Raw genomic sequence first — 25647 nt, 5'->3', positions numbered from 1 at the left:
CGGCGGTGGCACACGTGATCTGCCGGAAAAGGAATGGCCAATGATCCTCGATGGGACGCTCGTATTGCCGGACCGGCTGGCCCCGGGGCGCGTGACGTTTGACGGAGCGATCCGGGCCATCGAATCCGGACCGGTGGCGCATGAGGCCACCCGCTACATCCTGCCCGGCTTCATCGACACGCATGTCCATGGCGGCGACGGGGCCGATACGATGGAGGGCGTCGCGGCAATCGGCCGCCTGGCACGCTTCCACATGGCGCACGGCACCACGACCATCCTGCCCACCACCATCACCCGTCCTTGGTCGGATGTGATGGATGCGCTACGTGCGGTGGCCGAGGTGCGGCACGCAGGGCTGCCGGGCGGCCCCGCGATCCATGGCGCGCATCTCGAGGGCCCGTTCGTCAGCCCGCACCGGCTGGGCGCACAGCCGCCCTTCGCCATCGCGCCGGACCCGGATCATGTCGCCCAGGCCTTGGCGACCGGCGTGGTACGGGTGGTGACACTGGCGCCGGAACTGGAACATGCCGAAACCGCGATCGCCGCGTTCGCTGCCGCCGGCGTGCGGGTGAGCATCGGCCATACCGTCGCCGGCTTCGAACAGACCGAACAGGCAATCTGCCGGATCTGCGCCGCCGGGGGCACCGTGGGCGCCACGCACCTGTTCAACGCGATGGGCGGGATCGAGGGACGCCGCCCAGGCCCGGCCACCGCGCTGATGTGCAGCGACGCCGGCCATGCCGAACTGATCTTCGACACGCATCATGTTCACCCCGCCAGCTTCCGCCTGGCGCACCGGCTGATGGGCGAGCGCCTGCTGTTCGTGACGGATGCCATGCGCGGCGCTGGGCTGGGCGATGGCCCCAGCCAGTTGGGCGGGCAGGAAGTGATGATCAGCGAAGGCATTGCCCGCCTGCCCGACGGCACGCTGGCCGGCAGCGTGTTGACGCTGGACGCCGCCCTGCGCAATGCGCTGGCGGCGGGCACGAGTCTGGTCGATGCGGCAAAGCTGGTCAGCCACAATGCCGCGCGTTATCTGGGCCTGACCGATCGCGGGGCGCTGGTGCCGGGCCTGCGGGCCGATTTCGTCGTCATGGATGGCGATTTCACGGTAAGGGAAGTCTGGGTAGCCGGCCAACGCTGCACCTGAAAGAGTGCTTGCAAAGCCGCTCAGCCGGCGACCCGACGCGGCTTACCAGGTGCTTCGGTATTCATGGCCCATGAGCCCGCATTCACCTCGATGTTCGGAAACCCCAGGCAGACCGGCTTTTCAAGCGCTCTCTGCGTGCCTGCCCGAATGCGCGCGGCGGCCGGACCGAGAGTGTTTCCAGGCGGACACAGAGAAGTTTATTCGCCGTCGGGTCGCGATGTGGCGACGCGAAGGGCGTCGGATTTCGTCATAAAGCGGGGATCGTGTCGTCCTGCTGGAAGCTGGGAAGGGGATTGGATTGTCGTCGAGGTTTGTTTTCTCTCTGTTGATCGCCGGTACGGCGCTTTCCGCCAATGGTACCTCGCGTGCTTGGGCCCAGACGGCGGTGGCCGGGCAGGACCAGCCCGCGAAGCGCCCGGTGGTGGAAGCCCCCCGCCCGAAGACGGAGACCATTACCGTCACCGGCAGCAATCCCGTAGAGAGCGCCGACGGCGTGACAGGCCGGGCGCCCGGCGGCGGAATGATGAGCGAGCAGACCGAGGCCAAGGCCATCACCACCGTCGGGCGTGACTTCATCGCCAAGCTGGCACCCATCACCTCGGCCGCGCAGATGATTCAGTTCGCGCCGGGTACCAATATCGCCTCATCCGACCCGTTCGGCCTGTCGGACCAGACATCGGTCAATGTGCGCGGCATGAACCAGTCGGAACTCGGCTATCTGTACGACGGCGCGCCGATCGCCGACATTTCGGCCTACGATCCCTATACCTCGCAATGGGGCGACACCGAGAACTATCAGGAAGTGCAGCTCTCCCAGGGCACATCGGACATCAACGCACCGTTGGTCAGCGCCACCGGCGGGCAGATGAATATCCGGACGGTCGATCCGTCGCACAATTTCGGCGGGCTGGTCGATTATTCCTATGGATCGCACAAGACGAATCGTGGATTCATCCGCATGAATACAGGCGATATCCTCAATACAGGCTTACGTGGCTATATCTCCTATTCCAACGCGACCTATGGCACCTGGCGTGGTCCTGGCCGGGGACAGAGGCGGCATATCGATTCGAAATTCATGAAGGAGTGGGGACAGGGAAATTCAATTTCCTTCGTCGAGGCCTATAATGAGAACAATCAGCCGGTCTATGCTCCGGTGACGGCGCAGCAATGGCGGCAATCGGGCAACAGCTTCAATTACACCGCGAATCCGTTCGAGACGAACGAGGCCGGCAGCTACTGGCAGACCGAGGTCGGCGACTGGCGCAGCCTGATCCTGGTGGCGCCCATGCATTTCACGCTGACGCGTAACCTGTCGCTGCATATCACGCCCTATCTGTACTGGGGCAGCGGCGGCAGCGGCATGGGTCAGTGGGACATGCCGGTCAACAATTACAATCCTTCCACGGGACAGAACGAGAATCTGGTCCTGCCTTATCCGGGTCTGGCTTATGACGATTCGGGAACGCAATCCTTCCATGGTGACGGGTATTACCTGATGCGGGAATATCATCCGGGCATCACCGGCCATCTGGATTACAAGGTGGGCCGCCATCAGACGCTCAGCCTAGGCGCGTTCTACGATTATTACGATGATGCCGAGGTGACCAATATCAGCCAGCTGGGGCCGAACGGCGATCCGCCGAACACATGGGGTTCCTACGGACTGAAATTTCCGAACGGGTATGAATATAATCTGTTCCTGAACTATCACATGATCACGCAATCCGTCGGATTGTATGTCAGCGATTCCACTTCATGGCTGAACGACCGCCTGAAGCTGAATGCCGGGTTCAAATATGTCATGATGAATCGCGCGGGTACCAACAATTACGACAATGCGGTGCCCTATGATGTGAGTACGAATTACGCCACGCCGCTGCCACGCCTGTCAGGCAGCTACATGATCGACGACCATGATCAGGTCTTTTTCGACGTGGCGACGAGTTTTCGTATGCCGACGACCAATTCCTATTTCTCGGGCGTGCCGGGAAACACGATGGGTATCGGCGGGTCGGTGAAGCCGGAATTCGCAATTTCCGAGGAACTCGGCTACCGGCATTTCGGCCTGTACAACCTGACGATCAATCTGTTCAATTACAATTTTACCAACCGCAACATCACCACCAATACCATCGTCAATGGTAGCTCCTTCGCCGGTGTTTCGATGAATGCCGGCGGCCAGACCGTGCGCGGCGCCGATGTGGAATTCGGCCTGCGCCCATGGCATCATTTCAGCCCGTACATGTCGGGCGAGTATCTCTATGCCCGGACCGATAACAATCTGCCCGCGACGGCGGATAACGGCGCGCTCGATTACCTGCCCACCGCCGGCAAGCGGGCGCCGATGGCCCCTGAATGGACGACCAGCGCTGCCTTGAGCTACGATGACAGCCATATCTTCGGCAATTTCATGTATCGCTGGATCGGGCGCCAATATTCCGATTTCATGGATCAGGAGTCCCTGCCGGCCCATGGCCAGATCGACATGACGCTGGGCTATCGCCTGCCGGATATGTGGCGGCTGAAGCATCCGCAGATCCAGTTGAACATGTATAATCTGGCAAGCTGGCATTACCGGTCGGGCATTCAGAGCCTGTCGAACAACACCAACCCGACCATGGGTGTGCGCGGCAACATGATCGATTCCTCCGGCGCCCCGGCTTATCTGATCGCCAGCACGTTCGCGATGATGGTAACGGCCACGACCGGCTTTTAGGAAAGCGCGCGCCGGATCGCCACCGGCGCGGATGTTCTGGCAGGTTTCAGAAGCCGGCGACGGGGTGGGGGATGTAGGGCTCTTCCAGCGCCGCGATTTCGGCATGGTCCAGCCTCAGGTCCAGTGCCGCGAGCGCGTCGTCCAGATGGTCGGGTTTCGATGCGCCGACGATGGGCGCGGTGATGCCGGGCTTTTGCAGCAGCCAGGCAAGGGCCACCTGGGCGCGCGGCACACCGCGCGTCTGGGCGATGCGGCCGACCACGTCGATCACTATCCGGTCGGCGGTCTGGGTGTGGTTATACAGATTATGCAGCACATTGTCGGTTTCCTGCCGTGTGGTACGCTCGCGCCAGTCGCGTGCCAGCAGGCCCCGCGCCAATGGGCTCCAGGGCAGGATGCCGATCTTCTGATCGCGGCAGAAGGGCAGCATCTCGCGCTCTTCCTCGCGGTTCAAAAGGTTCAGATGGTTCTGCATGCTGACGAATTCGGTCCAGCCATGCAGGCGGGCGGTATAGATCGCCTTGGCGAACTGCCAGGCAAACATCGACGAGGCGCCGATATAGCGCGCCTTGCCCGCCTTCACGACGTCGTGCAGGGCCTCCAGCGTTTCCTCGATCGGCGTATGCGGGTCCCAGCGATGGATCTGGTACAGATCGACGTAATCGGTGCCCAGGCGGCGCAGGCTGTTGTCGATCTCGGCCAGGATGGCGCGGCGGGACAGGCCCGACCCGTTCGGTCCGGGGCAGGTGGGGAAGAAGACCTTGGTTGCCAGCACGACATCCTCGCGCCGCGAGAAATCGCGGATCGCACGGCCGACGATTTCCTCGGACGTGCCGTCGGAATAGCTGTTGGCGGTGTCGAGGAAATTGATCCCGGCTTCCAGCGCCTGACGGATCAGGGGGCGGCTGCGCTCCTCGTCCAGCGTCCAGGAATGGTTGCCGCGATCGGGTAGGCCGTAGGTCATGCAGCCCAGGCAGAGGCGCGAGACCTGCAGGCCGGTGTGGCCCAGTCGGATATAATCCATGCCGGAGGTTCCTTCTCGGTTGCGCCGCCGGTCAGGCGGCGGACAGGTCTTGCGCGGCGTCCAGCAAGGTGCGGGTGAAGACGTGGCGAGGGGCCGTCAGGATCTGCGCCGCCGGGCCGCCCTCGACGATCCGGCCGGCCTGCATCACCAGCACATCGTCACACATCCGGCGGATGACGCCCAGATCATGCGAGATGAACAGATAGGCCATGCCCAGCTCGCGCTGCAATTCCTCCAGCAGGTCCAGCACCTGGGCCTGCACGGAAACGTCCAGCGCCGAGACCGGTTCGTCGCAGACGATCAGCGCCGGGCGTACCGCCACCGCACGCGCGATCGCCACCCGCTGGCGCTGTCCGCCCGACAGGCCGGCCGGTCGTCGTGCGGCGATGGCGGGGGGCAGGCGGACGCGGTCCAGCAGGGTGGCAATGGCGTGGTCGCGATCACCGGAGGGGTCGCCGCCTGCCGACAGCGCGTCCGCCAGGATCTCGCGTACTGTCCAGCGTGGGTCGAACGAGCCCAGCGGGTCCTGATAGATCATGGCCATCGCGCGGCGGCGCGGGCGGCGCGCCCCTTCCGGCACTCCATGGCGCCCGCCCCGGACCCACCGCTCACCCATGAACGTCACCCCCCCGGTATCGGGTTGGGTCAGGCCCATGACAATGCGGGCGATGGTGGTCTTGCCCGAGCCCGATTCCCCGATCAGGCCCAGCGTGCGGCCCGGGTGAAGGCTGAATCCGACATCGGACAGAATGCGTCGTGCCACCCCGTCCGGGCCACGACGGCTGAGCGACAGGTCGTGGGCCGTCAGCAGCGGTGGCGTATCCGTGCCTTGCGGTGTGACGATGCGGGGCGGGTGGCGCACTGGGTCGGCGTCCAGAAGCGTCCTTGTATAGGCATGGACGGGACGACCTAGGACGCGCGCGGTCTCGCCCTGTTCCACCACCATGCCATTGTGCAGCACGACCACATGGTCGGCCAGGCGGGAGACGAAGCCCAGATCATGGCTGATCAGCAGCAGGCCGGTGCCGCCTTCGCGTAGCCGGCCCAGCAGGCGCAGGATCTGCGCCTGCACCGACGGGTCCAGCGCCGTGGTCGGTTCGTCCGCGATCAGCAAGGGCGGGGTCAGCGCGATGGCGCTGGCGATCAGGGCACGCTGGCGCAGGCCGCCGGACAGTTCGCCGGGGCGCTGGCGGGCGCGCAGTGCCGGTTCGGGGATGCCGACCTGTTCCAGCAGGTCCTGCACGCGCTGGTTTCGTCCGGCCCGTGCGCCCCATTTGTGCGCGGACAGGGATTCCGCGATTTCCCGCCCCACAGGGCGCAGCGGGTCCAGCGCCACCAGGGCATCCTGCAACACCATGCCGATATCCCGGCCCCGCAATGCGCGCCAGTCGCGCGGCGACAGGCGGCGGAGATCCTGCCCGCCCAGCGACAATCTCTGCGCCGATACCCGGGCCGTCGGCCCCGCGAGGCCGATCAGGCTGCGGGCGGTGACGCTCTTGCCGGAGCCGGATTCCCCGACCAGTGCCACCACGCGCCCCGGTCGCAGGGAGAAGGACAGGTCATGCACCGCCACATGCTCGCCGGTGGGGGTGGGGAAGGAGACTGAGAGATTTTCGACTTCCAGCGTCATGGCCCGCGTCCTTCGATAGCGCGTTGCAGGGCGCGGCCGGCGACGGTGGTGGAGAGCATGGTCAGCACGATGGCTAGGCCTGGGAAGAAGGTCATCCACCAGGCTTCGGCGATGAAATCGCGGCCCATCGACAGCATCGTGCCCCATTCCGCCGCCGGCGGCGGCGCGCCCAGCCCGAGGAAGGAGAGCGCGGCCGACCACACGACGGTCTGCCCGATCCCCATGGTTGCGGTGACGACCAGCGGGCGGAAGGCATTGGGCAGGATATGGCGGACGACGATCCGCGCCGGACCGTGGCCCAGCGCCCGCGCGGCCTCGACATAGCCCGCGTCGCGCACCGACAGCACCTGGCCGAACACCATGCGTGTATAGCCTGCCGCGCTGCCCACCCCGATGGCGACGATCAGCGGGCCGATGCCGCTGCCCAACGTGGCCGTGCATAGCAGCGCCAGCACCAGCACGGGAAAGGCGAACAGGATATCGATCAGCCAGCGCACGCCCTGTTCGGCAAGCCGGCCGCCCAGACCGCCGATCAGGGCCAGAATGGTGGCGATGCTCAGCGACAGCGTGATGGCGCCGCAGCCCAGCGCCAATGACTGCCGGGCGCCATAGACCACCCGCGCCAGGATGTCGCGGCCGGACTGGTCGGTGCCGAACGGATGGGCGGCTGAAGGGGCCTGGAAGGCGTCGCGCGGGGCGATGGCCAGCGGGTCGGCATGGGCGAGCAGGTGCGGGGCCAGGGCGGCGATGGCCAGCAGCATCAGGAACAGGATCGCGGCCACCGGACCAAGCTGGCCAGGGCGCGGCAGGCGGCGCCGGGATGGCAGGCGGGCCATGGAGGGGGCGAGGGACAGGCTCGTCATGGGCGCGTTCCCTTCAGTCTGGGGTCGATGAGGACATAAAGTGTGTCGGCGGCGACGCCGGCCAGGATGTAGGTGAGCGCGATGAACAGGACGATGCCCGAGACCAGCGGCATGTCGTGCGTGGCGACGGACAGGAACAGCTCGCGCCCCAGCCCCTGCCGCGAGAAGATGATCTCGATCGCGACCGCGTTGCCGACCAGCGCCCCCACGGCCCAGGTCGAGAGGCTGACGCAGGGCAGCAGCGCGTGGCGCAAAGCGTGGCGCAGTCGGACCGCGCCATCGCCCAGCCCGCGTGCGCGGGCGGTGAGGATGAAGGGCTGGTCCAGCGCCAGATCGAAGGATTCGCGCATCACCTGCGCGATGAAGCCGGCCAGCGGGATGGCCAGGGATAGAGTAGGCAGCACCAGCGCCGGCAGGCCGTGATTGCCGGCCGGCGGCAGCAGCCGCCATTCGAAGGCCAGCCCCCACAGCAGCAGGATGCCGAGCCAGAATTGCGGCAGCCCGGCACCGATCGTCTCCAGCGTCGAGGCGATGGCCGCCGCCACGCCGCGCCGGGCGGTGGGCACCACCGAGAGCAGCGCCAGCAGCCACGCCACGGCCAGGGATGACGCCATCAGCGCCAGTGTCGGGGGGGCCTGGGCGCGCAGCACCGCGATGACGGGCATATGCTGGGAGAAGGACTGGCCGAGGTCACCGCGCGCGATGCGGGCGATGTAGAGGGCGTACTGCACCATGATCGGCCGATCCAGCCCGTATTCGTGACGGGCGGCGGCGATGGCCTCCGGCGTCGGGTTGGCGGATGCGCCGCCGAGAATGGCGGTGACCGGATCGCCCGGCGTGAGGTGCAGGGAGGCGAAGGTCAGGCTGGCGGCTGCCAGAAGGACGAGAAGGCCGCCCAGCAGGCGCCCGAGGAAGCGCGGGACAGCGCGGTGGAGAAGGTGGGTCATCGCGTCACCCATGAATCATAGAGGCTGGTCACGTTCAGCGACGGTTCGAGCCGGACGTCGTGTACCGCGCGCGACAAGGCGAGGCGGGTGCTTTGCGGATAGGTCGTGATCTGCAGGAAATTCTGTGCCGCGATGGTCTGGGCTTGCAGATAGAGCGCGCGCCGCTTGTCAGGATCGGTGGTCAGCAGCGCGTCGTTCACGATCCGGTCGAAGGCGGGGTCGCTGAATCCGGCCTCGTTCTGGTGGTGGCCGCCGACGCCGGCGGCGCCGAGGAAGGCGGAGGAGAAGACGATGCGCAGCACGTCGGCGGTGTTGGTGTTCCAGTAGCCGATGCGAACGTCGTAATCCCAATGCCCCTCGCGTTCGAGGATTGTGGTGTCGTCGCCGTTTTCCAGCCTGACGTCGAAGCCGGTGGCGCGGGCGGTGGCCTGTACCTGTTCCCACAGCGTGCGTTCGGCGGCGGAGAGCGAGGCTTTGAGCGGGATGTGGACCACCAGGGGGCGGCCGTCGCGGGTGCGGATGCCCTCCGCGGTGCGGCCGGTCCAGCCGGCCTGGTCCAGCAGCGCGCGCGCCCGGTCGGGGTCGTAGTCGGCGTGATGCTCGAAGGCCGGGCTATAGAATGGCGTGGTCGGGCTGAGCGGGCCGCCGGCACGGCGGTAGTGATGGAAGAAGACGCTGGCCAGCGCGCCGTCGATGTCGGCGGAGCGGATGAAGGCCTCGCGCACCCGGATATCGTCGAACGGTACGCGCTTGATGTTCAGCGTGCCGTTGGTCGGGTTGCCGGGCCGGTCGGCCATCAGCAGCCAGAGGTCCGGATTGCGCTGGGCCGGGGTTTCGGCTTCGGGCGGGAGGGAGTCGATGACATCGACCTCGCCGGCCTGCAGGGCTGCGAAGCGCACCGAGGCTTCGGGGATGATCCGCCATTCGATGCCGTCCAGCCGCGCCGGGCCGGTATGGAGGGCGGTGGGCGGCCCCCAGTGATAGGCCGGGTTGCGTGCCAGGACGATCTGGCTCTGATGGTCCCAGCGTATGATGCGGAATGGGCCTGAGCCGACTGGATTCTGGCAGTTTTCGTCACGCGGGCGGGCCAGGGCGCGGGGGGATTCGATGCCGAGGAAGCCCTGTGCCAGCACTTCGAGGAAGGCGGCGTAAGGGGTCCTGAGGTGCACGGCGGCGGTGTAGGTGTCGATGATGTCGGTGCCGGCATATTGCTTGATGTAGCCGCCGGCGGTGCTGGATTGGGTGTGCGGGTCGGCCATGTGGTCGAGGTTCGCGCGCACGGCTTCGGCGGTCAGGGGCGTGCCGTCGGTGAAGGTGACGTCGTGGCGCAGGTGGAATGTGTAGGTCCGCCCGTCATCGGACACCGTCCAGGCGGTGGCGAGCCACGGCAGGATGTGGCCTGATCGGTCCATCGCCACCAGTGAGTCAAGATATTGTTCTGCAAGGAAAACCTGCGGCATGTCGCCCTGTACGTGCGGGTCGAGGCAGATCGGCTCGCGGTCGGTTGCGTAGATCAGGGTGCCACCCTGGACCGGTTCGTGCGCCGTGGTGCGGGATTGATGGCGGCGGCAGCCTGTCGTGGCCAGCAGCAGTGCGGCAGCCCCGAGCCATAATGCGCGGCGTGGCAGGGCGGGGAAGGGCAAGGGGCGCATCGACAGGCTTCCAAGGGCTTGGGCGCCCCGCAATATCGTCAGTTCCATCGGACTTTGACGATTTCTATCGTGTTATTCGGCAATCTCAAGTGGAATATATCATGTTTTTGTGTGTAATTTGGGGCGGGGTTGTGGGGGTGGCAGGTGCATGTCCTGCGACAAGGAGTATGCTCCCTTGGTGCCGCTGCCGATCTGAAATGGATGAGGAAGGGATGGAAGGGGGCGGAAGAAAAAAGTGATAAGAATAATTTAAGTATTATATTTCAGTTTGTTATATGACACCATCGTCGGTGTCGATAGCGATTTCGTGATATGTGTATTGACACATTGTGAATCGTTTATAATCCTCCGCCATGCGTAAATTAATTACGCAAAAAAGTCGTTGTTTATGGCGGAAGGTCCCGGAAGACGATGGACGCATTGACACAGGATGCGCCGGCCCCGGTCGCCCCGACGGAGGGGGGATTGCGGGAGGTGTTCGCGCGGATCGCCAAGGGCGCGGTGGCGCGCGAGCAAGGGCGCGTTCTTCCCTACGAGGCGGTGGCATGGCTGCGTGAGGTGGGGTTCGGGACCCTGCGGGTGCCACGCGAGGCCGGTGGCGCAGGGGTGGGGCTGGTCGAGATTTTTCGCCTGCTGACGGAACTGGCGGCGGCGGATTCCAACCTGCCGCAGATCGTGCGGGCCCATTTCGCCTTTATCGAGGGATTGCGGCACGAGCCCGACCGGGCGCGCTCGGCATCCTGGTACGCGCGCATCGTGGATGGCGCGCTGTTCGGCGCGGCGATGGCGGAACTGACCGACAGTACGGGCACCAGCACCACGCTGACGCGGCAGGGTGAGGGCTGGCGCCTGGACGGGACCAAATATTATTCGACCGGCACGCTCTATGCCGACTGGATTATCGTCGTGGCCGACGAGGCGGGCGAGCGCGTGCGTCTGGCGGTGCCGGCCACGGCGCCCGGCGTGACCCGGGACGACGATTGGGACGGGTTCGGGCAGCGGCTGACCGGCAGCGGGACCACGCGCTTCGACGGGGTTGCGGTGTCGGACGGGCAGATCCTGGCGCGGTCGTCCTTCGACCTTGTGCCGAGCAGCAGTTTCCTGACCGCCTATTATCAATTGTTCCATCTGGCGACGCTGGCGGGGATCGGCCGGGCGGCGCTGCGCGATGCGGTGGCGTTCGTGCGGCCGCGCACGCGGACCTTCGGCGTGCCGGGCAAGGTCAGCCAGCGCCATGATCCGCTGGTGCAGCAGGTGGTGGGCCGGCTGTCGGCGCTGGCCTATTCGACCTCGGCGCTGGTCGAGGATGTGGCGCGCGCGCTGGAGCGTGGCGCCGAGGCGTGGGATGCCGGCGTGACGGAACATCCGCTCTATGACGAGGCGGAGCGCATCGCCTTCCAGGCGCAGCAGATCGTGCTGGAGCAGACGCTGGAGGCGACGACGCGCCTGTTCGAGGTCGGCGGGGCTTCGGCCACCGCGTCCTCGCTGGGGCTGGACCGGCACTGGCGCAATGCGCGTGTGCTGGCCTCGCACAATCCGGCGGTGCAGCGGGCGCGGGCGCTGGGGGACCTGGAACTGAACGGCACGGCGCTGGATGCGATCTGGCGGCCTGCCTCGCCGACGACGGAGCGCACGGCATGAGCACGCAGGAGACTCCCGCGCGGCGGCAATTGCACGTCAACCTGTTCGAGATGGCCTGCGTCGGTCATATCGTGCATGGCATGTGGCGCGCACCTGGCAATAACCGCCATCGTTTTTCCGAACTGTCGTATTGGACCGAGGTGGCGCAGCTTGCCGAGCGCGGGCTGTTCGATGCCGTGTTCCTGGCCGATGTGGTCGGGACCTATGACCGGTTTGGCGACGGCACGGCGGCGGCGCTGCGGCAGGCGGTGCAGATCCCGAACCTGGACCCGCTGATGCTGGTGCCGGCGATGGCGGCGGTGACGAAACATGTCGGGTTCGGCGTGACCTTTTCGACCACCTATGAGCCGCCCTTTGCCTTCGCGCGGCGCATGGCGACGCTGGACGTGCTGACGAACGGGCGCGTCGGGTGGAACATCGTGACCTCCTACCTGCAATCCGCCGCGCGGAATTTCGGGCTGGAGGACGAGATCCCGCATGACGAGCGCTATGTGATCGCCGACGAATATATCGATGTGCTCTACAAGCTGTGGGAGGGAAGCTGGGACGACGACGCGATCGTCGCCGATCGGGCGGCCGGCATCTTTACCGATCCGTCGCGGGTGCGGGCCATCGATCATCACGGTGCGCATTTCCAGGTGGCCGGGCCGCATCTGGTGCAGCCGTCGCGGCAGCGCACGCCGGTGCTGTTTCAGGCCACCGGATCGGCGGCGGGGCTGGAATATGCCGCGCGCCATGCGGAAGTGGTGTTTATCGGCGGACAGACGACCGAGGATGTGCGCCGCAACATCGCGGCCACCCGCAGGCGGGCGCAGGCCTTTGGCCGCCGGCCAGACGATATCCGCTTTATCGTGCAGGCCGGCATCATCACCGGGCCGACCGAGCGGGCGGCGCAGGAAAAGCTGAGGGCCTATCGGGAATTCTACAGCCTGGAAGGCGCGCTGATCCATGCGCAGTCGGAAGTGGATCTGCGTCGCTATGACCCGAACGATACGATCGAGAGCGTGCTGAAGCGCGAGGGTGCGCGCTTCGGCAATATGGGCCGGCGGTTCCGGCCCGAGCAGACGGTGGGCAGCGCGCTGGAGCAGATCGGCCGGTTCGACGAAGGGCGCTATTTCATTGCCGGCGAACCGGGGCGGGTGGCCGATGCGATCGAATCCTGGCTGGATGTGGATGGCATCGACGGCATCAATCTGCGCCAGTACCATTCCTTCGACACCGCGCGGGATTTCATCGACCTGATCGTGCCGGAGTTGCAGGCGCGCGGGCGCTATCGCACCGCCTATGCGCCCGACGAGACATTACGCGAGCGGCTGTTCGGTGCCGGGCAGGCGCGCCTGCCGGCCCGGCATGCCGCCGGGCGCTATCGCGACCCGGCGGCGCTGGCCACGCCGACACCGCCGCTTTTTCCAGACCTGATCCAGAACAAGGCATCCTGACATGAGTGTCGCGATCCCCGAGAAGATTAACGTCCTGTGGTTTCTGCCGACGCATGGCGATTCCCGTTACCTGGGCACGCAGAAGGGCGGGCGGCCGGTCGACCTGCCCTATCTGCAGCAGGTGGCGCGGGCGGCGGATTCGCTGGGCTATTACGGGGTGCTGATCCCGACCGGCCGTAGCTGCGAGGATAGCTGGGTGGTGGCGTCGGCGCTGGCGCCGAGCACGGAACGGCTGAAATTCCTGATCGCGGTGCGGCCGGGCCTGCAATCGCCCACGCTTTCGGCGCGGATGACGGCGACGCTGGACCGGATTTCGCAGGGGCGGCTGCTGATCAATATCGTGACCGGCGGCGACCCGAAGGAGAATGCCGGCGACGGGTTCTTTGCCGACCATGCCGAACGGTATGCGATCACCGACGAGTTCCTGGAGATCTATCGCGCCCTGCTGCGGGGGGAGACGGTGAATCACGCGGGCCCGCATTTCCGGATCGAGGACGGGCGCCTGCTGTTCCCGTCTTTTCAGGAAAACGGGCCGCCGCTCTATTTCGGCGGGTCGTCGCCGGCGGCGGTGGAGGTGGCGGCGACGCATATCGACAAATACCTGACCTGGGGCGAGCCGCCGGCGCAGGTGGCCGAGAAGATCGCGCATGTGCGGCGCAGGGCCGAGGCGCAGGGGCGCCAGGTGTCGTTCGGCATCCGGCTGCATGTGATCGTGCGGGAGACGAACGAGGCGGCGTGGGCGGAGGCGGACCGGCTGATCTCGTATCTGGACGATGCGACCATTGCGGAGGCGCAGAAGGTCTTTGCCCGGATGGATTCCGTGGGGCAGGCGCGCATGAGCGCCCTGCATGGCGGCCGGCGCGACAGGCTGGAAATCAGTCCGAACCTGTGGGCGGGCGTGGGGCTGGTGCGCGGCGGCGCGGGCACCGCGCTGGTGGGCGATCCGGCGACGGTGGCCGAACGGATCGACGAATATCGCAGGTTGGGCATCGATAGTTTTATTTTCTCTGGCTATCCGCATCTGGAGGAAGCCTATCAGTTCGGCGAACTGGTGCTGCCGTTGCTGCCGACGGCGCATCCGGTGCGGGGGGCAGCTTCGATCAGCAATATGGGGCCGTTCGGCGAGACGATTGCCGGCGATCATCGGCCCGGCGGCGGCGCCAGCCATCGCGCGGCCTGAACATTGACCCGAAGGATCGCGTGACATGAACATTTCCGTAAAGGCGCCGGTGCCTGGCGCCCTTGAAGCCGAATCCGCGCAGCGTTTCCGCGACGGCATGGCGCTGCTGGCCGGGGCCGTGACCATCGTCACCACCGATGGCGGGAATGGGCGGCATGGCTTTACCGCGACGGCCGTGTGCAGCGTGTCGGACGCGCCGCCGACGCTGCTGGTCTGCATCAATCGCACCACCAGCGCGCATCCGCACGTTCTCGATCATGGGGTGCTGGCGGTGAATGTGCTGGGCGGGGCGCAGCAGGCGCTGTCCTCGGCCTTCGGCAGCCGGTCGAAGACAATGGATGAGCGGTTTGCCGGCGCGCGCTGGCAGCGGGGCGTGACCGGGGCGCCGCTTCTGGACGGTGCGCTGGCGACCTTCGAATGCCGGGTGGAGCGGGTTGTGGAAGCCGGCACGCATACGGTGGTGTTTGCCCAGGTGCTGGATGTGCATCTGGCGGGCGAGCAGACGGACGGGCTGGTGTGGTTTGCCCGGCGCTATGCCGTGTTGCCGGCATCCTGTTGACCGGAGGCCTGGTGCGGACAGCGCGCGTCCGTAATCCACGATAAAAATCGCGAATATAAAAAGAAACAAAGAAGATATGTGCTTTTTGTCGCAAGAGAAATAACGACGACAATGAGTGCGTAAATTCGAAATCCTGCGATCATTCCTTCAGAGTCTGGATATCGAGTATCATGCCCCGTTCCTTTTCGCATCGTTCCGCCTGGCCCCGGCGGGCGGGCCGGTTTTCGCAATCCGCCAGGTTATTGCTGGGCCCATCGGCGCTGGCCCTGATGCAGGCCGGCCCGCTGGCGGCCAGCGCATGGGCTGACGACGGCCATGCGCGCCGGGCCGCGGACCATGCGCCCCATGCGGCGCCCGCTCGGAAAACGGCGCCGGCGGCGACCCCTGTGAAGGGCGAGGATATCGTTGTCGCGACCCATCGCCTGTCCCCCGCCGATCAGGCACGGGCGCAACTGGACAGTCTGCCGGGGGCCGCGACGGTGATCGATGCCAAGCAGGTGCTGCGCGGGCGGAACCTGACCAACGCGGACGCGCTGGCGTTTCAGCCCGGCGTGTTCGCCCAGTCCTCGGGCGGGGGGGACGGGCTGCGGCTTTCGATCCGTGGGTCGGGGATTCAGGTCGGCACCAATTATTTCCGCTCGGGCATCCTGATGATGTTCGACGGGTTGCCCGTGACCACGCCTGCCGGCACGCCCTATGAATTGTTCGAGCCGCTGGGGCTGCGCTATACGGAAGTGCTGCGTGGCGCGAATGCGTTCGATTATGGCGGGCTGCAACTGGGCGGCGGCATCAATTACGTGACCCAGACCGGCTATGATGCGCAGACCTATCAGGCGCGCGTCGAGGCCGGCAGTTTCGGCTACAACAAGGAACAGCTCAGCTCGGGCAAGGTGATCGGCAAGGCCGATTATTATATCAGCGTGACCAATTCCTACCGGGGCGGGTACCAGACCGAGACGCAGGCGAACAGTTTCGGCGTGAATGCCAATTTCGGCTATCGTTTCAACGACCGGGTTTCGACGCGCTTCTTCTTCCGCTACCGGCAGACCCGGAACGGGTATCCGGGTTATCTGACGCGGGACCAGATTCTGGCAAATCCGAAGCAGGCGCAGGCGCCCTATCGGGCCTGGCATTCGGTGCGTATCCAGCCAGGCAGCAAATTCTACGGCAACATGACCACGATCCGGATCGACGACCGGTCGAAGCTGGAACTGGGGTTCGATTACCAGGACGCGCCGATCGACATCCAGAATACGAGTTTCAGCCAGATCTGGGGTTACAAGACGGTGGCCGCGACACTGAACTATACGCGCCATGACGTGTTGGCCGGGCATAAGAGCGATACGCAACTGGGATTCATGGACACGTCGGACCTGGAGGCGTGGCAGACCAATCGGGTGCGGGTCGCGACCGGGCATCTGGCGGGACTGCCGATGGGGCAGGTGCTGCGGCATGTGACCTATGGCGGGACGGAGAATTATTTCCATCTTCGGAACAATACCGAACTGTTCCATGATTTCTGGCTGACGACGGCGGCCGCGGTGGCGTTTATCCAGAAATCGTCGGGCGTGCCGTATCCGTATACGGCGGCCGGGGCGAACTTCAAGGAATCATCGGTCAATTTTGTGCCGCGTGGCGGGTTCCGCTACGTCATCAGCCCGCATGTGGAGCTGTATGGCAATGTCAGCCGCAGCATTCAGCCGCCCAATGACTGGAACCTGAATTATGCCGGTCCGTATTTTACCGGCAACATCCCGCAGGCGGGCATGAATTCCGGCGCCGGCAAGCTGCGCAACCAGACGGCCACGACGTATGAGATCGGCACCACCGGGCACGCGTGGCGGAACAAGTGGAGCCTGACCTACTACCATTCCGACGTGCGCAACGAATTGCTGTCGGTGATGACGCCGGCATCGCAGGCCATCGGGGCCTCGATCTACGGCAATGCGTCGCCCACCACGCATCAGGGTGTCGAGGCCTCGCTGGAAACCACGCTGTACGCATGGGCGGGCAATACGCTGTCGCTGCGGCAGGCCTATACGTGGCAGGATTTCCGCTTCCGCCATGATGCGGTGTTCGGCAGCAACCGCCTGCCGGGCATTCCGGAACATTTCTATCAGGGCGAGATTCATCTCGACACCAAGACCGGATTCTATGCCGGGTTCAACGCCCAGGTGTCGTCGAAGGTCGGGGCCGCGTATGACGAGACCTATTTCGCGCCGTCCTATCACATCTACAATCTGAATGTCGGCTATGAGTGGCCGGGCAAGCATCGGCAGGTCTTCCTCAGCGTCAATAACCTTGCCAACACGCATTACGCGGCCATCGTCGTGCCCGGCTATATCGCGGCGGGCAAGCAGTTGGCGGTGATGCAGCCGGGTGATGGGCTGGGCGTGTTTGCCGGCCTGTCGCTGGGCTTCAACTGAGGGGCCGGGCCATGACCGAGATCCGGCTGAATGCCTTCGATATGAATTGCGTGTCGCACCAGGCCAGCGGCCTGTGGCGACACCCGCGCGACCGGTCGGGGACGTACAATACCATCCGCTACTGGACCGATCTGGCGCGGCTGCTGGAGCGCGGCCTGTTCGACGGGCTGTTCCTGGCCGACGTGCTGGGGGTGTATGATGTGTATGGGGGCAATGCGGACGCCGCGCTGCGCAATGCGTCGCAGGTGCCGGTCAATGATCCGGCGATGCTGATTTCGGCCATGGCGGCGGTGACGGAGAATCTGGGTTTCGGCCTGACCTCTACCCTGTCTTTCGAGCCGCCCTATCCGTTCGCGCGGCGGATGTCGACGCTGGATCATCTCACCGGGGGGCGGATCGGCTGGAATATCGTGACCGGCTATCTGGACAGCGCGGCGCGGGGTACGGGGCAGGCACGGCAGGTGGCGCATGACACGCGCTATGACATTGCCGACGAATATCTGCATCTGGTCTATCGCCTGTGGGAGGAAAGCTGGCAGGACGATGCGGTGCTGCGCGATGCGGCGCGGGGGATCTTCACCGATCCGGCCAAGGTGCATCGCATCGTGCATGAAGGCGAATATTTCAGGCTGGATGCCATTCATCTGTGCGAGCCCTCGCCACAGCGCACGCCGGTTCTCTATCAGGCCGGGGCGTCCTCCCGCGGCCGTGCCTTTGCCGCGCGGCATGCGGAATGCGTGTTCGTGGCCGGGCCTTCGGCGGCAGTGGTGGCGGGGAGTGTCGCGGATCTGCGGACGCGGGCCCGGCAGGAAGGGCGGCATGCGGGCGATCCGCTGATCTTCTCGCTGCTGACGATCATTACCGGCCCCGATGACGAGGCCGCGCAGGCGAAATGGCGGGAGTATCGCAGCCATGTCAGCCTTGAGGGGGCGCTGACCCTGCTGGCGGGGTGGACGGGGATCGATTTCTCGCGCTACGCGCCGGATGATCCGGTGCGGCATATCCGCAATGATGCGATCCATTCCGCCGTCGATGCGCTGACGGTGCAGGACCCCGGCAAGGTGTGGACGGTGCGCGAACTGGCCGAGCATGCGGCGATCGGCGGCATGGGCACCACCATAGTCGGCGGGCCGGAGCGGATTGCCGACCTGCTGGAGGAGTGGGTTGTCCGCACCGGTGTCGACGGGTTCAACCTGGCTTATGCCGTCACCCCCGAGAGCTTTGCCGATGTGGTGGAATTCGTGGTGCCGGAATTGCAGCGGCGCGGCATCTACAAGCGGGCCTATCGTCCCGGCAGCCTGCGTGAGAAACTGTTCGGACGCGGGGACCGGCTGGGGGCGGACCATCCGGCCGGCCGCGTGCGTCGTACGGAGACGGCATGAGCGAGACATTGCCCAGGATTGCCATTATCGGCGGCGGCTTCAGCGGCGCCGCCATTGCGTGGCATCTGACGAACAAGGCGGCCGGCCTGCCGCCGGTGACGGTGTTCGAGCCGCGCGAGGCGCTGGGGCAGGGTGTGGCGTATGGCGCGCGCGATCCGCGCCACCGCATCAATGTGCCGGCCGCGCGGATGAGCCTGACGACGGCGGTGCCGGATGATTTCCACGCCTGGCTGCGGGCGGATGGCGCGCTGGAGGCTGACCCGGATGCCGTGCTGCCCAACGGGGCGGCCTATCCCGCGCGGTCGGTGTTCGGCCGCTATGTGGCGGCGCGGCTGGCGCCGCGCCTGGCCGGCGGGCAGGTGGTGCATCGGCGGGCCCGCGTGGCGGAGGTCGCGCCCCGGCCGGAGGGCGGATGGTGGATCGCGACCGACGATGGCGCGCGGGAAGAGGCCGAGATCGTGGTGATCGCGACCTCGCACCCCGCGCCGGCGCCGCCGGCGGCGCTGGCCGGGCTGGTGGGGTGTGAGGGGCTGGTCGTCGATCCCTGGGCGGTCGGGGCGCTGGAGGCGATCGGGGCCGATGACCGGGTGCTGATCGTGGGCACCGGGTTGAGCATGGCGGATGTGGTGGCGTCGCTGGATGCGGCTGGGCATCGGGGGGAGATCGTGGCGCTGTCGCGCCGGGGGCAGGTGTCGCAGGCGGATCTGAGCGATGTGACCGATGCGTGGGGGGATTTTTCCACCGATCCGGCACCGACGGCGCGCGGCGTGCTGCGCCGGGTGCGGCAGGCGTTGCGCGACGATCCCGACCGGCCGTGGCAGACCATTTTCAACGCCGTGCGGCGGCAGGCCGGGGCGATCTGGGCGGCGTTGCCGGTGGTGGAGCGGCGGCGGCTGGTGCGGCATGTGCGGCCGTTCTGGGATACGCGGCGCTTTCGTATCGCGCCGCAGGTGGAGCGGGTGCTGCAGCGGCGGATTGCCGAGGGAACGCTGCATGTGCTGGCCGGGCGGATCGAGGCTTCTGCCCGGCAGGGGGAGGGATTTGCCGTGACGCTGCGCCCGCGGGGCGGGGAGCCGGAAGTCGTATCGTTCGACGGGGTGGTGACGACTACCGGGCCGGATCATGCGCATATCCTGTCCTCGCAGCCCTTTCTGGCCGGTCTGGCCCGGCGGGGGGTGCTGCGGGCCGACCCGGTGGGACTGGGGGTGGAGACCGATCGGGAGGGACATGCCGTGTCGGCGGCGGGGGACGTGGTGGCGAGCCTGTTCGTCGCCGGGCCGTTGTCGCGGGGGGCGTTTGGGGAATTGATGGGGTTGCCGGAAGTGACGGCGAATGCGGAGAGGATTGCGGCGGCCATTCTGGGGGTGGGGAAGGAGGCCGGTCGCTACCTAATCGGATGATGTCAGGTCGTGGTGAAATAGGGCCGCAGCGGAACAGCCTGGGCATGTCAAGGTGAGATGTGGACCTGTTCTCAGGACCAAAAGCGCTCCGGGGGCATTCTTATCTGCGACGCAATGTATGGAGGGGATTGCGCCCAAAACGCTTGCGATAGGCAACGGCCATCGCACTCATATTGACATAGCCGAAGGATCTGGCGATCGAGGAGACTGTCTCGCCCGGAGCCGCCTCGACCAGGGCCTCGTGCAATGCTTCGAGCCTTTTCGCCTGCATGTAGCTATGGGGCGTTATGCCGCGGAACTCTCGGAAGCCAGCAGACAGACTGCGGGCGCTGATGCTCAGTTGGGCGGCAATATCCAGAATGGTCGGATTCTGCTTTGCCTGTAGGGTCATCAGTTTTTCCGCGTCACGTACGTAGTGCGGTGCGGCGGAACGTGCTCCGCTTTCAAGGCAGAGTCCCGCTCCTTTTGCCCAATTATGCAACAGGTCGATACAAAGCAGCTCGTTGGCCTTCCTGGCGATGAGTTCGTCTGGCTCCGAAAGCGTGGATACCGACTGGATCGTATAATTCAGAAGGGAAAGCCAGGCGGAGCTTTTTCCCCCAAAGACAATGCGCCTTTTCCAGAAATCGTCGCCGGGAATGAAGCCGTACCATCGTTCTGAAATCGCCTCCATCAAGCTATGCGGTATGGTCAGGTTAAGCTGAAGATCATCCCCACTTGCGATATTCCAATAATCCGTTCGGCTGCTGTCGACGACATAGCTTTCTCCCGCCTTTGTATCGGCATGGGTTTGACCTGTGAGAGGATGGCGAACATTGCCGCGCAATGTATTGACGACAATGATATTCCCTGCCTTTGGATCGAAATCTTCCACTCGCGTAGGGGTGCCGAAGCAGAAACGGCTGAACGTAATATCATTACATTGCAGGCGTTTAAGAACAGCGTTCGGCTTTGATCCCTTGATCAGGGGAATGGCCTCAAGAGGCGCGTATGTCAGGCCGCAGAACGAACGGGCTACCTCCCATTCGCGAGTTTCTTCAACGCGATAGAGCGATTCTTTGTCTTCCAGAGCGTTATCGAACATGCCGCACCGCCAGAATGCCGAGCTGTATATATTATTGTGCATGCTTATATATGCTATTTTTAAGAGTGGCCAATGTCTGATTTTTCAAACTCTCGTTAGAATATCTGGTGCCTCTCTTCATCGTTGCATCCCATCTCGCGGATTCCATCTGATGTTTCATGTATTTACGCCATCGCCAGTCTGCAGAATTCGTTGCGAAATGCCGAATGTGTGTACGGTATTGAAATGTCGAAAGAAGAAAGGGAAGGTCCGGATAGTGGTGGATATTTATCGTAATGGGAGCATCCTCCGATCAGCCGGTGCCGGCTGATCGGATAAGGACGTCCGCCAAAGCATAAAACGAGGGACCGATCCATGAACCACTGTGGGCGGATAGTCGTTAGAAAACGTAGATAATTTTTCCGAACCATGCATTTGTTTCGGGAACGTTCCGTCCGTCAACGGAATGGGAATAGCGCGTGGTAAAGGTGAGCGACCGGGTCAGAGGAAACATCATTCCCACGCCAAGCGCGATTTCGCGGCTGCTGGAATCCGAAACCCAGTTTCCGGCAGTATGATCGTACAGGCCGCCGGCATTCTGCCAGTCGAGGGCAAAAAATGGCTCGGCGACCTTGCTGGCTTTCCAACTGAAGCGAAGGTTGGTGTAAAAGGTCGTGCCGGGTGTGTAGCTGTGTCGATCTGTCTCATGCAGAGTCGCCCCGACAACCGTTCCCACATCACCGTCGAAGCTGAAATCTTTCCATTCATAATCAAATACGAGGTTGAGATTGACCGACCAGTAATTGGTAGACAATGCATCGCGCGTGCCGGACGGAGTTTGCATGAACGCCTGCATTCCGAACGTGCTCTTCCTGTTCGGCTTGAACCAGACAACTGGTCCCGAGATCGTAGGACCGAGGCCTCCGTAATTGGTCCCATCAGCTAAAACATAGTTTTCGACCTGAATAAGTTCCCACCCAAAGCCAACATTGGGGATGCCTCTGAATTTCCAGAAATGTACCCATTTCGACATGCCCTGCCATGTATGGGAACCGCCCCGCGCCTGTCTCTGTCCCATGGTATTGTAGACGGACCCGGCAGCGTTTCCATTGACATATTGTACCAGGATATCCCAGGGCTTGTTGAAATCGATCGGGAGTTCGTATTCATGCGGTCCGATGACATCGAGCGTGATGTCGGACGCTCTGGCCGAAGGGAATTCGTACGTGCCGGCTAACGAGACAGCAAGCCACAGCAGGCCGCACTTCCCCCGTCTGGCACGTAGAGCGTGCATGGGAGCATCCCTTCTTCTTCGGCTCGTATCGATATCGAGATGGCATGCCATCGTTATCTCCAACTTTCAGCAACGCCACGGAAGGGGCCGCCTATTATTGGACCTGGAATCCCGCGGAACAGCGGGATCAGGCCGGCGGGGAGGGATTACAGACCGAGAATGACGATCTTTCCCGTGGTCGGAACGGTCGGCCAGAGGATGGAGGTGAAGCCAGTTGCTACGGCGATCTTCTGCGACCCGTCAAAGGTATAGGTGATCACGCCGCCGCCGATGGCGCCATCGATCTTTTGGCCCCAGAGCTTCTTTCCGGTCTCTGAATCAAGTGCGTAGAAATAGCCTCCCATGTCGCCGAAGAAAGTCAGCCCGCCCGCGGTGGGCGTAATTCCGCTTTGAATCGGATAGTTGGTCTTGACGCGCCATTTCCATGCGCCAGTGTCTGCGTCGATGCCGGACAGCCATCCTGCCCACTGTCCCGCCGAATCCGGTGCGCTGAACATATGGTACGGGTTATGGGTGTCCATTCCGGACCATGGCTCGCCAGGGCTGACTTTTTTCAGTTGTGCATCGCTCTGTGCGGTCACGCTGCCGCACCATTCGACTTCGCCCACCATGACGAGATTGGTCCTGGGATCGTAGCCTGGGCTATTCCACTCATCGCCTCCGACAGAACCGGGGCAGAAATGAACTGTCTTGCCGACTTCGAAGGGAGCGTCAGCATTTTCGATTCTCGTTGCCGGAGTCTTGTACAGGAGCCCGCCTGTCGCTATGTCGAAACCGTACAGGTAGCCGTTCTTGGGCGCTACGGCGAGAAGCTTCCTGCCGTTCCGGGTCTGAAGCAGGACAGGAGGATTGGAGGCATCCCAGTCATGCCAGTCTTTTTTTGAAAGCTCATAATGACGCTTATATTCGCCAGTCGCGGCGTCCAGCACCACGATGGAATCGGAAAAGAGATTCTTGCCCTCGCGCGTGGCCGTAACGTAGTCGGGTGCCGGATTTCCGCCGGGAATGTACAATTCGCCCGTATCGGGATCGAGGGAATACGATGTCCAGGTGCCGCCTCCGGTAATCGGCATGCCTGGGGGGTTCTTCCACGTCGAGAGGTCGAGCGGTGTCTTGCCTTGTGGGCCACGGGTGGGATCATTCGGCTCCCTGGGGACCATGTAGAATTCCCAGATAATATGGCCGGTCTTGGCATCGAGCGCATACATCCGGCCCTTTACGCCCTTCACGTCGCCGCCGGCGTTACCGATATAGACCCGCCCGCCCCACACGATCGGCGCTGCCGGAACCGACTCGCCGGCGGCGCCATTGCCGATATTCGTTGTCCACAGCCGCTTTCCGGTTTTGAAGTCGTAGGCGATCACGTCGCCATGCGATGTGCCACGGTAGAGCATGCCGTCCGCATAAGCGGCGCCACGGTTGACCCGCAACAAGGCAGCCGGAAATTCCTCGTGCGTGCGCCAGTTTTCGTGGCAATTCGCTGGATTGAGCGAAAATATGTCATGTTCGGTTGTACCGATCAGAGCGCCGTCCACCATGAGGGGACCCGTTTCGAAGCTGGTATATTCTTTGGTATCGTACGTGCATTGAACTTTCAGATTTTTGACATTGGTTGTGTTGATCTGGGTCATGCTGGAAAAGCGCTGGGACGTTAGTGTTTTATTGTAGCTGGGCCAGTCCTCCGTCGTTTCCGGTGTGGCGCCTGGCGACGCTGTCTCCTGGGCGGTTTCCGTCACCAACGTGTCGGGCTTGAGAAGGGCTTCCGTCACAGTGGAATCCGCATGGGCGGATACGGGGGCGGATGACGATGCAGTTTCGGTTGCCAATGTTCCGGGCGCTTGCCCGATCGTCCGGAACCAGTTGATGACGAGTCCGGCCGGCGGCACGAGATCGAACCAATATTTGTAGATTAGTGCGCTTCCGATGCCTCCTCCGCTAATGAGTGCCGCGGCGGCGGTCGCTAGAAGCTTTTTTCTGGTGGACATGCTGCTTTTAGAAAAAATGTACATTTCTCTGGACTTTCCTGCGACTGGTGATGAAACCAACGCGGAAAATGACCGCCAAACAAGGTGTCGGCAGATCGAAAGCGGAATTCTCTACTTCGAATGAGAAATCAATTCAGACACAAGAACGTGATGCCGGCAGATATGGATGAAAGTGAAGGATGGTGACTATGAAAACCTGGAAAGCTGATATCGGAATGGTCTTCGAATAGGGTTCGGCGATTAACGAAAAGACCCGGTCCCACTATTTGTTGATGACACGATAAGAAATGATACGAGGTCGAATCGACATCGTGCAAGGATGGAAAGCCAAGCCAGCCGTTCCGTGCCGGCTTGCAAGGCGGATATGGCAAAATGCCGGTGTGATCATTTTATCATATTTAGAAATGCATCGGGTAATAAGGAATGTTTGAAAAAAGGATCGGACGGAAGGTCCTGTATCTGGCCTCGGTCACGCTCTGCTTTCTGCCCGCCCGCGCGGTGCTGGCGCAGACGGCGCCGGAAGCGGCCCCGGGTGGCGTGTCCGCCGGCGTGCAGGCGGAGGACATCACCGTCATCGGAACCTCGCCATTGCCCGGTTCCGGCATCGACCGCGACCGTCTGCCGGCCGCGACCGCCATCCTGACCGCGCGTGACCTGCAAGGGGCCGGGACCGCCGACATGCTGCATGCGCTGGACAGCCGTCTGGCGGGTATCAGCCTCAATGCGCCGGCGGGGAATCCGTATCAGCCGACCATCGTCATGAACGGCTTCCAGGCGTCGCCGTTGCAGGGCACGTCGCAGGGTGTCGCGGTCTATCTTGATGGTGTGCGTTTCAACCAGGCCTTTGGCGACACGGTGAACTGGGACCTGATCCCGGATCTGGCGATCGAGCGGGTGGCGGTGGAGGGGCCGAACCCCGTCTTCGGCCTGAACGCGTTGGGCGGTGCGCTGAATGTCCGGATGAAGAACGCATTCAATACCGCCGCCGGTGGTGAGGCCGATCTGTCCGGCGGTTCGTTCGGACGGATCGTGGCCCAGGGCGATTATGCCGCGCGCCGGGGCGATTGGGGTTTTTATGTCGCCGGCCGGGAGGTGCATGAGGAGGGCTGGCGGGACCTGCAAAGTACCGACATCCAGAGCCTGTATGCGGACCTTGGCTGGAAGGGGCAGGCGACGGAAGTACATGGCAGCCTCGACCTGGCCAATTCGGTGCTGAACGGGCCGGGAACCTCGCCGGTGGAATTGCTGCGCGCCGATCCCAGGGCGCAGTTTACCGCGCCGAACCAGATGGCG

At 64.0% G+C, this 25647-nt stretch carries 18 protein-coding genes; 10 read left to right on the top strand and 8 right to left on the bottom strand.

The features are described from left to right. The first annotated feature begins 40 nt into the window (after positions 1–40). Positions 41–1150 carry an N-acetylglucosamine-6-phosphate deacetylase gene (gene nagA, locus HLH36_RS02780; protein WP_182984991.1) on the top strand — a complete coding sequence of 370 codons (1110 nt, stop codon included), beginning with the start codon at positions 41–43 and terminating at the stop codon, positions 1148–1150. A gap of 325 nt (positions 1151–1475) precedes the next feature. Continuing rightward, entirely contained in the window at positions 1476–3869 is a 2394-nt protein-coding gene (locus tag HLH36_RS02775) for a TonB-dependent receptor (RefSeq protein WP_246376378.1), read from the top strand. Between the two features lie 46 nt (positions 3870–3915). Here HLH36_RS02775 and HLH36_RS02770 read toward each other — a convergent pair whose 3' ends face one another. From HLH36_RS02770 to HLH36_RS02750, 5 genes are read right to left on the bottom strand one after another with little or no spacing between them, the layout of a single operon-like run. Beyond that, positions 3916–4893 (bottom strand): aldo/keto reductase, encoded by a 978-nt coding sequence (locus HLH36_RS02770; protein WP_182984989.1) that lies wholly within the window; start codon positions 4891–4893, stop codon positions 3916–3918. Positions 4894–4924: 31 nt separating this feature from the next. Next, on the bottom strand, positions 4925–6523 hold the full coding sequence (locus HLH36_RS02765; RefSeq protein WP_182984988.1) for a dipeptide ABC transporter ATP-binding protein: 1599 nt from the start codon (positions 6521–6523) through the stop codon (positions 4925–4927). Further along, entirely contained in the window at positions 6520–7386 is an 867-nt protein-coding gene (locus HLH36_RS02760; protein WP_182984987.1) for an ABC transporter permease, read from the bottom strand. Before HLH36_RS02760 ends, HLH36_RS02765 begins: the two co-directional genes overlap by 4 nt. Continuing rightward, entirely contained in the window at positions 7383–8333 is a 951-nt protein-coding gene (locus tag HLH36_RS02755; protein ID WP_220792687.1) for an ABC transporter permease, read from the bottom strand. The genes HLH36_RS02760 and HLH36_RS02755 overlap by 4 nt, the downstream gene beginning before the upstream one ends. Next, positions 8330–9985 (bottom strand): ABC transporter substrate-binding protein, encoded by a 1656-nt coding sequence (locus HLH36_RS02750; protein ID WP_182984985.1) that lies wholly within the window; start codon positions 9983–9985, stop codon positions 8330–8332. The genes HLH36_RS02755 and HLH36_RS02750 overlap by 4 nt, the downstream gene beginning before the upstream one ends. A 411-nt stretch (positions 9986–10396) precedes the next feature. On the opposite strand from HLH36_RS02750, the gene HLH36_RS02745 reads away from it, so the two are divergent. From HLH36_RS02745 to HLH36_RS02715, 7 genes are all read left to right on the top strand, one after another. Then, positions 10397–11626 (top strand): acyl-CoA dehydrogenase family protein, encoded by a 1230-nt coding sequence (locus tag HLH36_RS02745; RefSeq protein WP_182984984.1) that lies wholly within the window; start codon positions 10397–10399, stop codon positions 11624–11626. Further along, a complete protein-coding gene (locus HLH36_RS02740; protein ID WP_182984983.1) occupies positions 11623–13065 on the top strand; it encodes an LLM class flavin-dependent oxidoreductase in 1443 nt (480 codons plus the stop codon). Before HLH36_RS02745 ends, HLH36_RS02740 begins: the two co-directional genes overlap by 4 nt. A 1-nt stretch (position 13066) precedes the next feature. Next, on the top strand, positions 13067–14245 hold the full coding sequence (ssuD, locus tag HLH36_RS02735; protein WP_182984982.1) for an FMNH2-dependent alkanesulfonate monooxygenase: 1179 nt from the start codon (positions 13067–13069) through the stop codon (positions 14243–14245). A gap of 25 nt (positions 14246–14270) precedes the next feature. After that, positions 14271–14804, top strand: coding sequence for a flavin reductase (locus HLH36_RS02730; RefSeq protein WP_182984981.1), 534 nt, complete (start codon positions 14271–14273; stop codon positions 14802–14804). A gap of 269 nt (positions 14805–15073) precedes the next feature. Then, positions 15074–17230, top strand: a complete 2157-nt coding sequence (locus HLH36_RS02725; RefSeq protein WP_182985346.1) for a TonB-dependent receptor family protein — start codon at positions 15074–15076, stop codon at positions 17228–17230. 11 nt (positions 17231–17241) lie between these two features. Then, positions 17242–18612, top strand: a complete 1371-nt coding sequence (locus HLH36_RS02720; protein WP_182984980.1) for an LLM class flavin-dependent oxidoreductase — start codon at positions 17242–17244, stop codon at positions 18610–18612. Continuing rightward, positions 18609–20012: an FAD/NAD(P)-binding protein gene (locus tag HLH36_RS02715; RefSeq protein ID WP_182984979.1), complete on the top strand. Its 1404-nt coding sequence runs from the start codon at positions 18609–18611 to the stop codon at positions 20010–20012. Before HLH36_RS02720 ends, HLH36_RS02715 begins: the two co-directional genes overlap by 4 nt. A 100-nt stretch (positions 20013–20112) precedes the next feature. Here the strand turns inward: HLH36_RS02715 and HLH36_RS02710 are convergent, their stop codons facing one another. From HLH36_RS02710 to HLH36_RS02700, 3 genes are all read right to left on the bottom strand, one after another. Then, positions 20113–21096 (bottom strand): helix-turn-helix domain-containing protein, encoded by a 984-nt coding sequence (locus HLH36_RS02710; RefSeq protein ID WP_182984978.1) that lies wholly within the window; start codon positions 21094–21096, stop codon positions 20113–20115. Between the two features lie 379 nt (positions 21097–21475). Next, on the bottom strand, positions 21476–22420 hold the full coding sequence (locus tag HLH36_RS02705) for a transporter (RefSeq protein WP_246376374.1): 945 nt from the start codon (positions 22418–22420) through the stop codon (positions 21476–21478). A 95-nt stretch (positions 22421–22515) separates the two neighbouring features. After that, positions 22516–24378: a pyrroloquinoline quinone-dependent dehydrogenase gene (locus HLH36_RS02700; RefSeq protein ID WP_182984977.1), complete on the bottom strand. Its 1863-nt coding sequence runs from the start codon at positions 24376–24378 to the stop codon at positions 22516–22518. 399 nt (positions 24379–24777) lie between these two features. On the opposite strand from HLH36_RS02700, the gene HLH36_RS02695 reads away from it, so the two are divergent. Further along, positions 24778–25647: TonB-dependent receptor plug domain-containing protein (locus HLH36_RS02695; RefSeq protein ID WP_182984976.1), on the top strand; the 870-nt coding region annotated here is incomplete at its 3' end.

Origin of the sequence: Gluconacetobacter aggeris, from assembly GCF_014174395.1 — a bacterium.
In the GTDB taxonomy this organism is placed as follows: Bacteria; Pseudomonadota; Alphaproteobacteria; order Acetobacterales; family Acetobacteraceae; genus Gluconacetobacter; species Gluconacetobacter aggeris.
The sequence above is the reverse complement of the archived record's forward strand: the minus strand, read 5'-3'. Positions and strand labels throughout refer to the sequence as shown.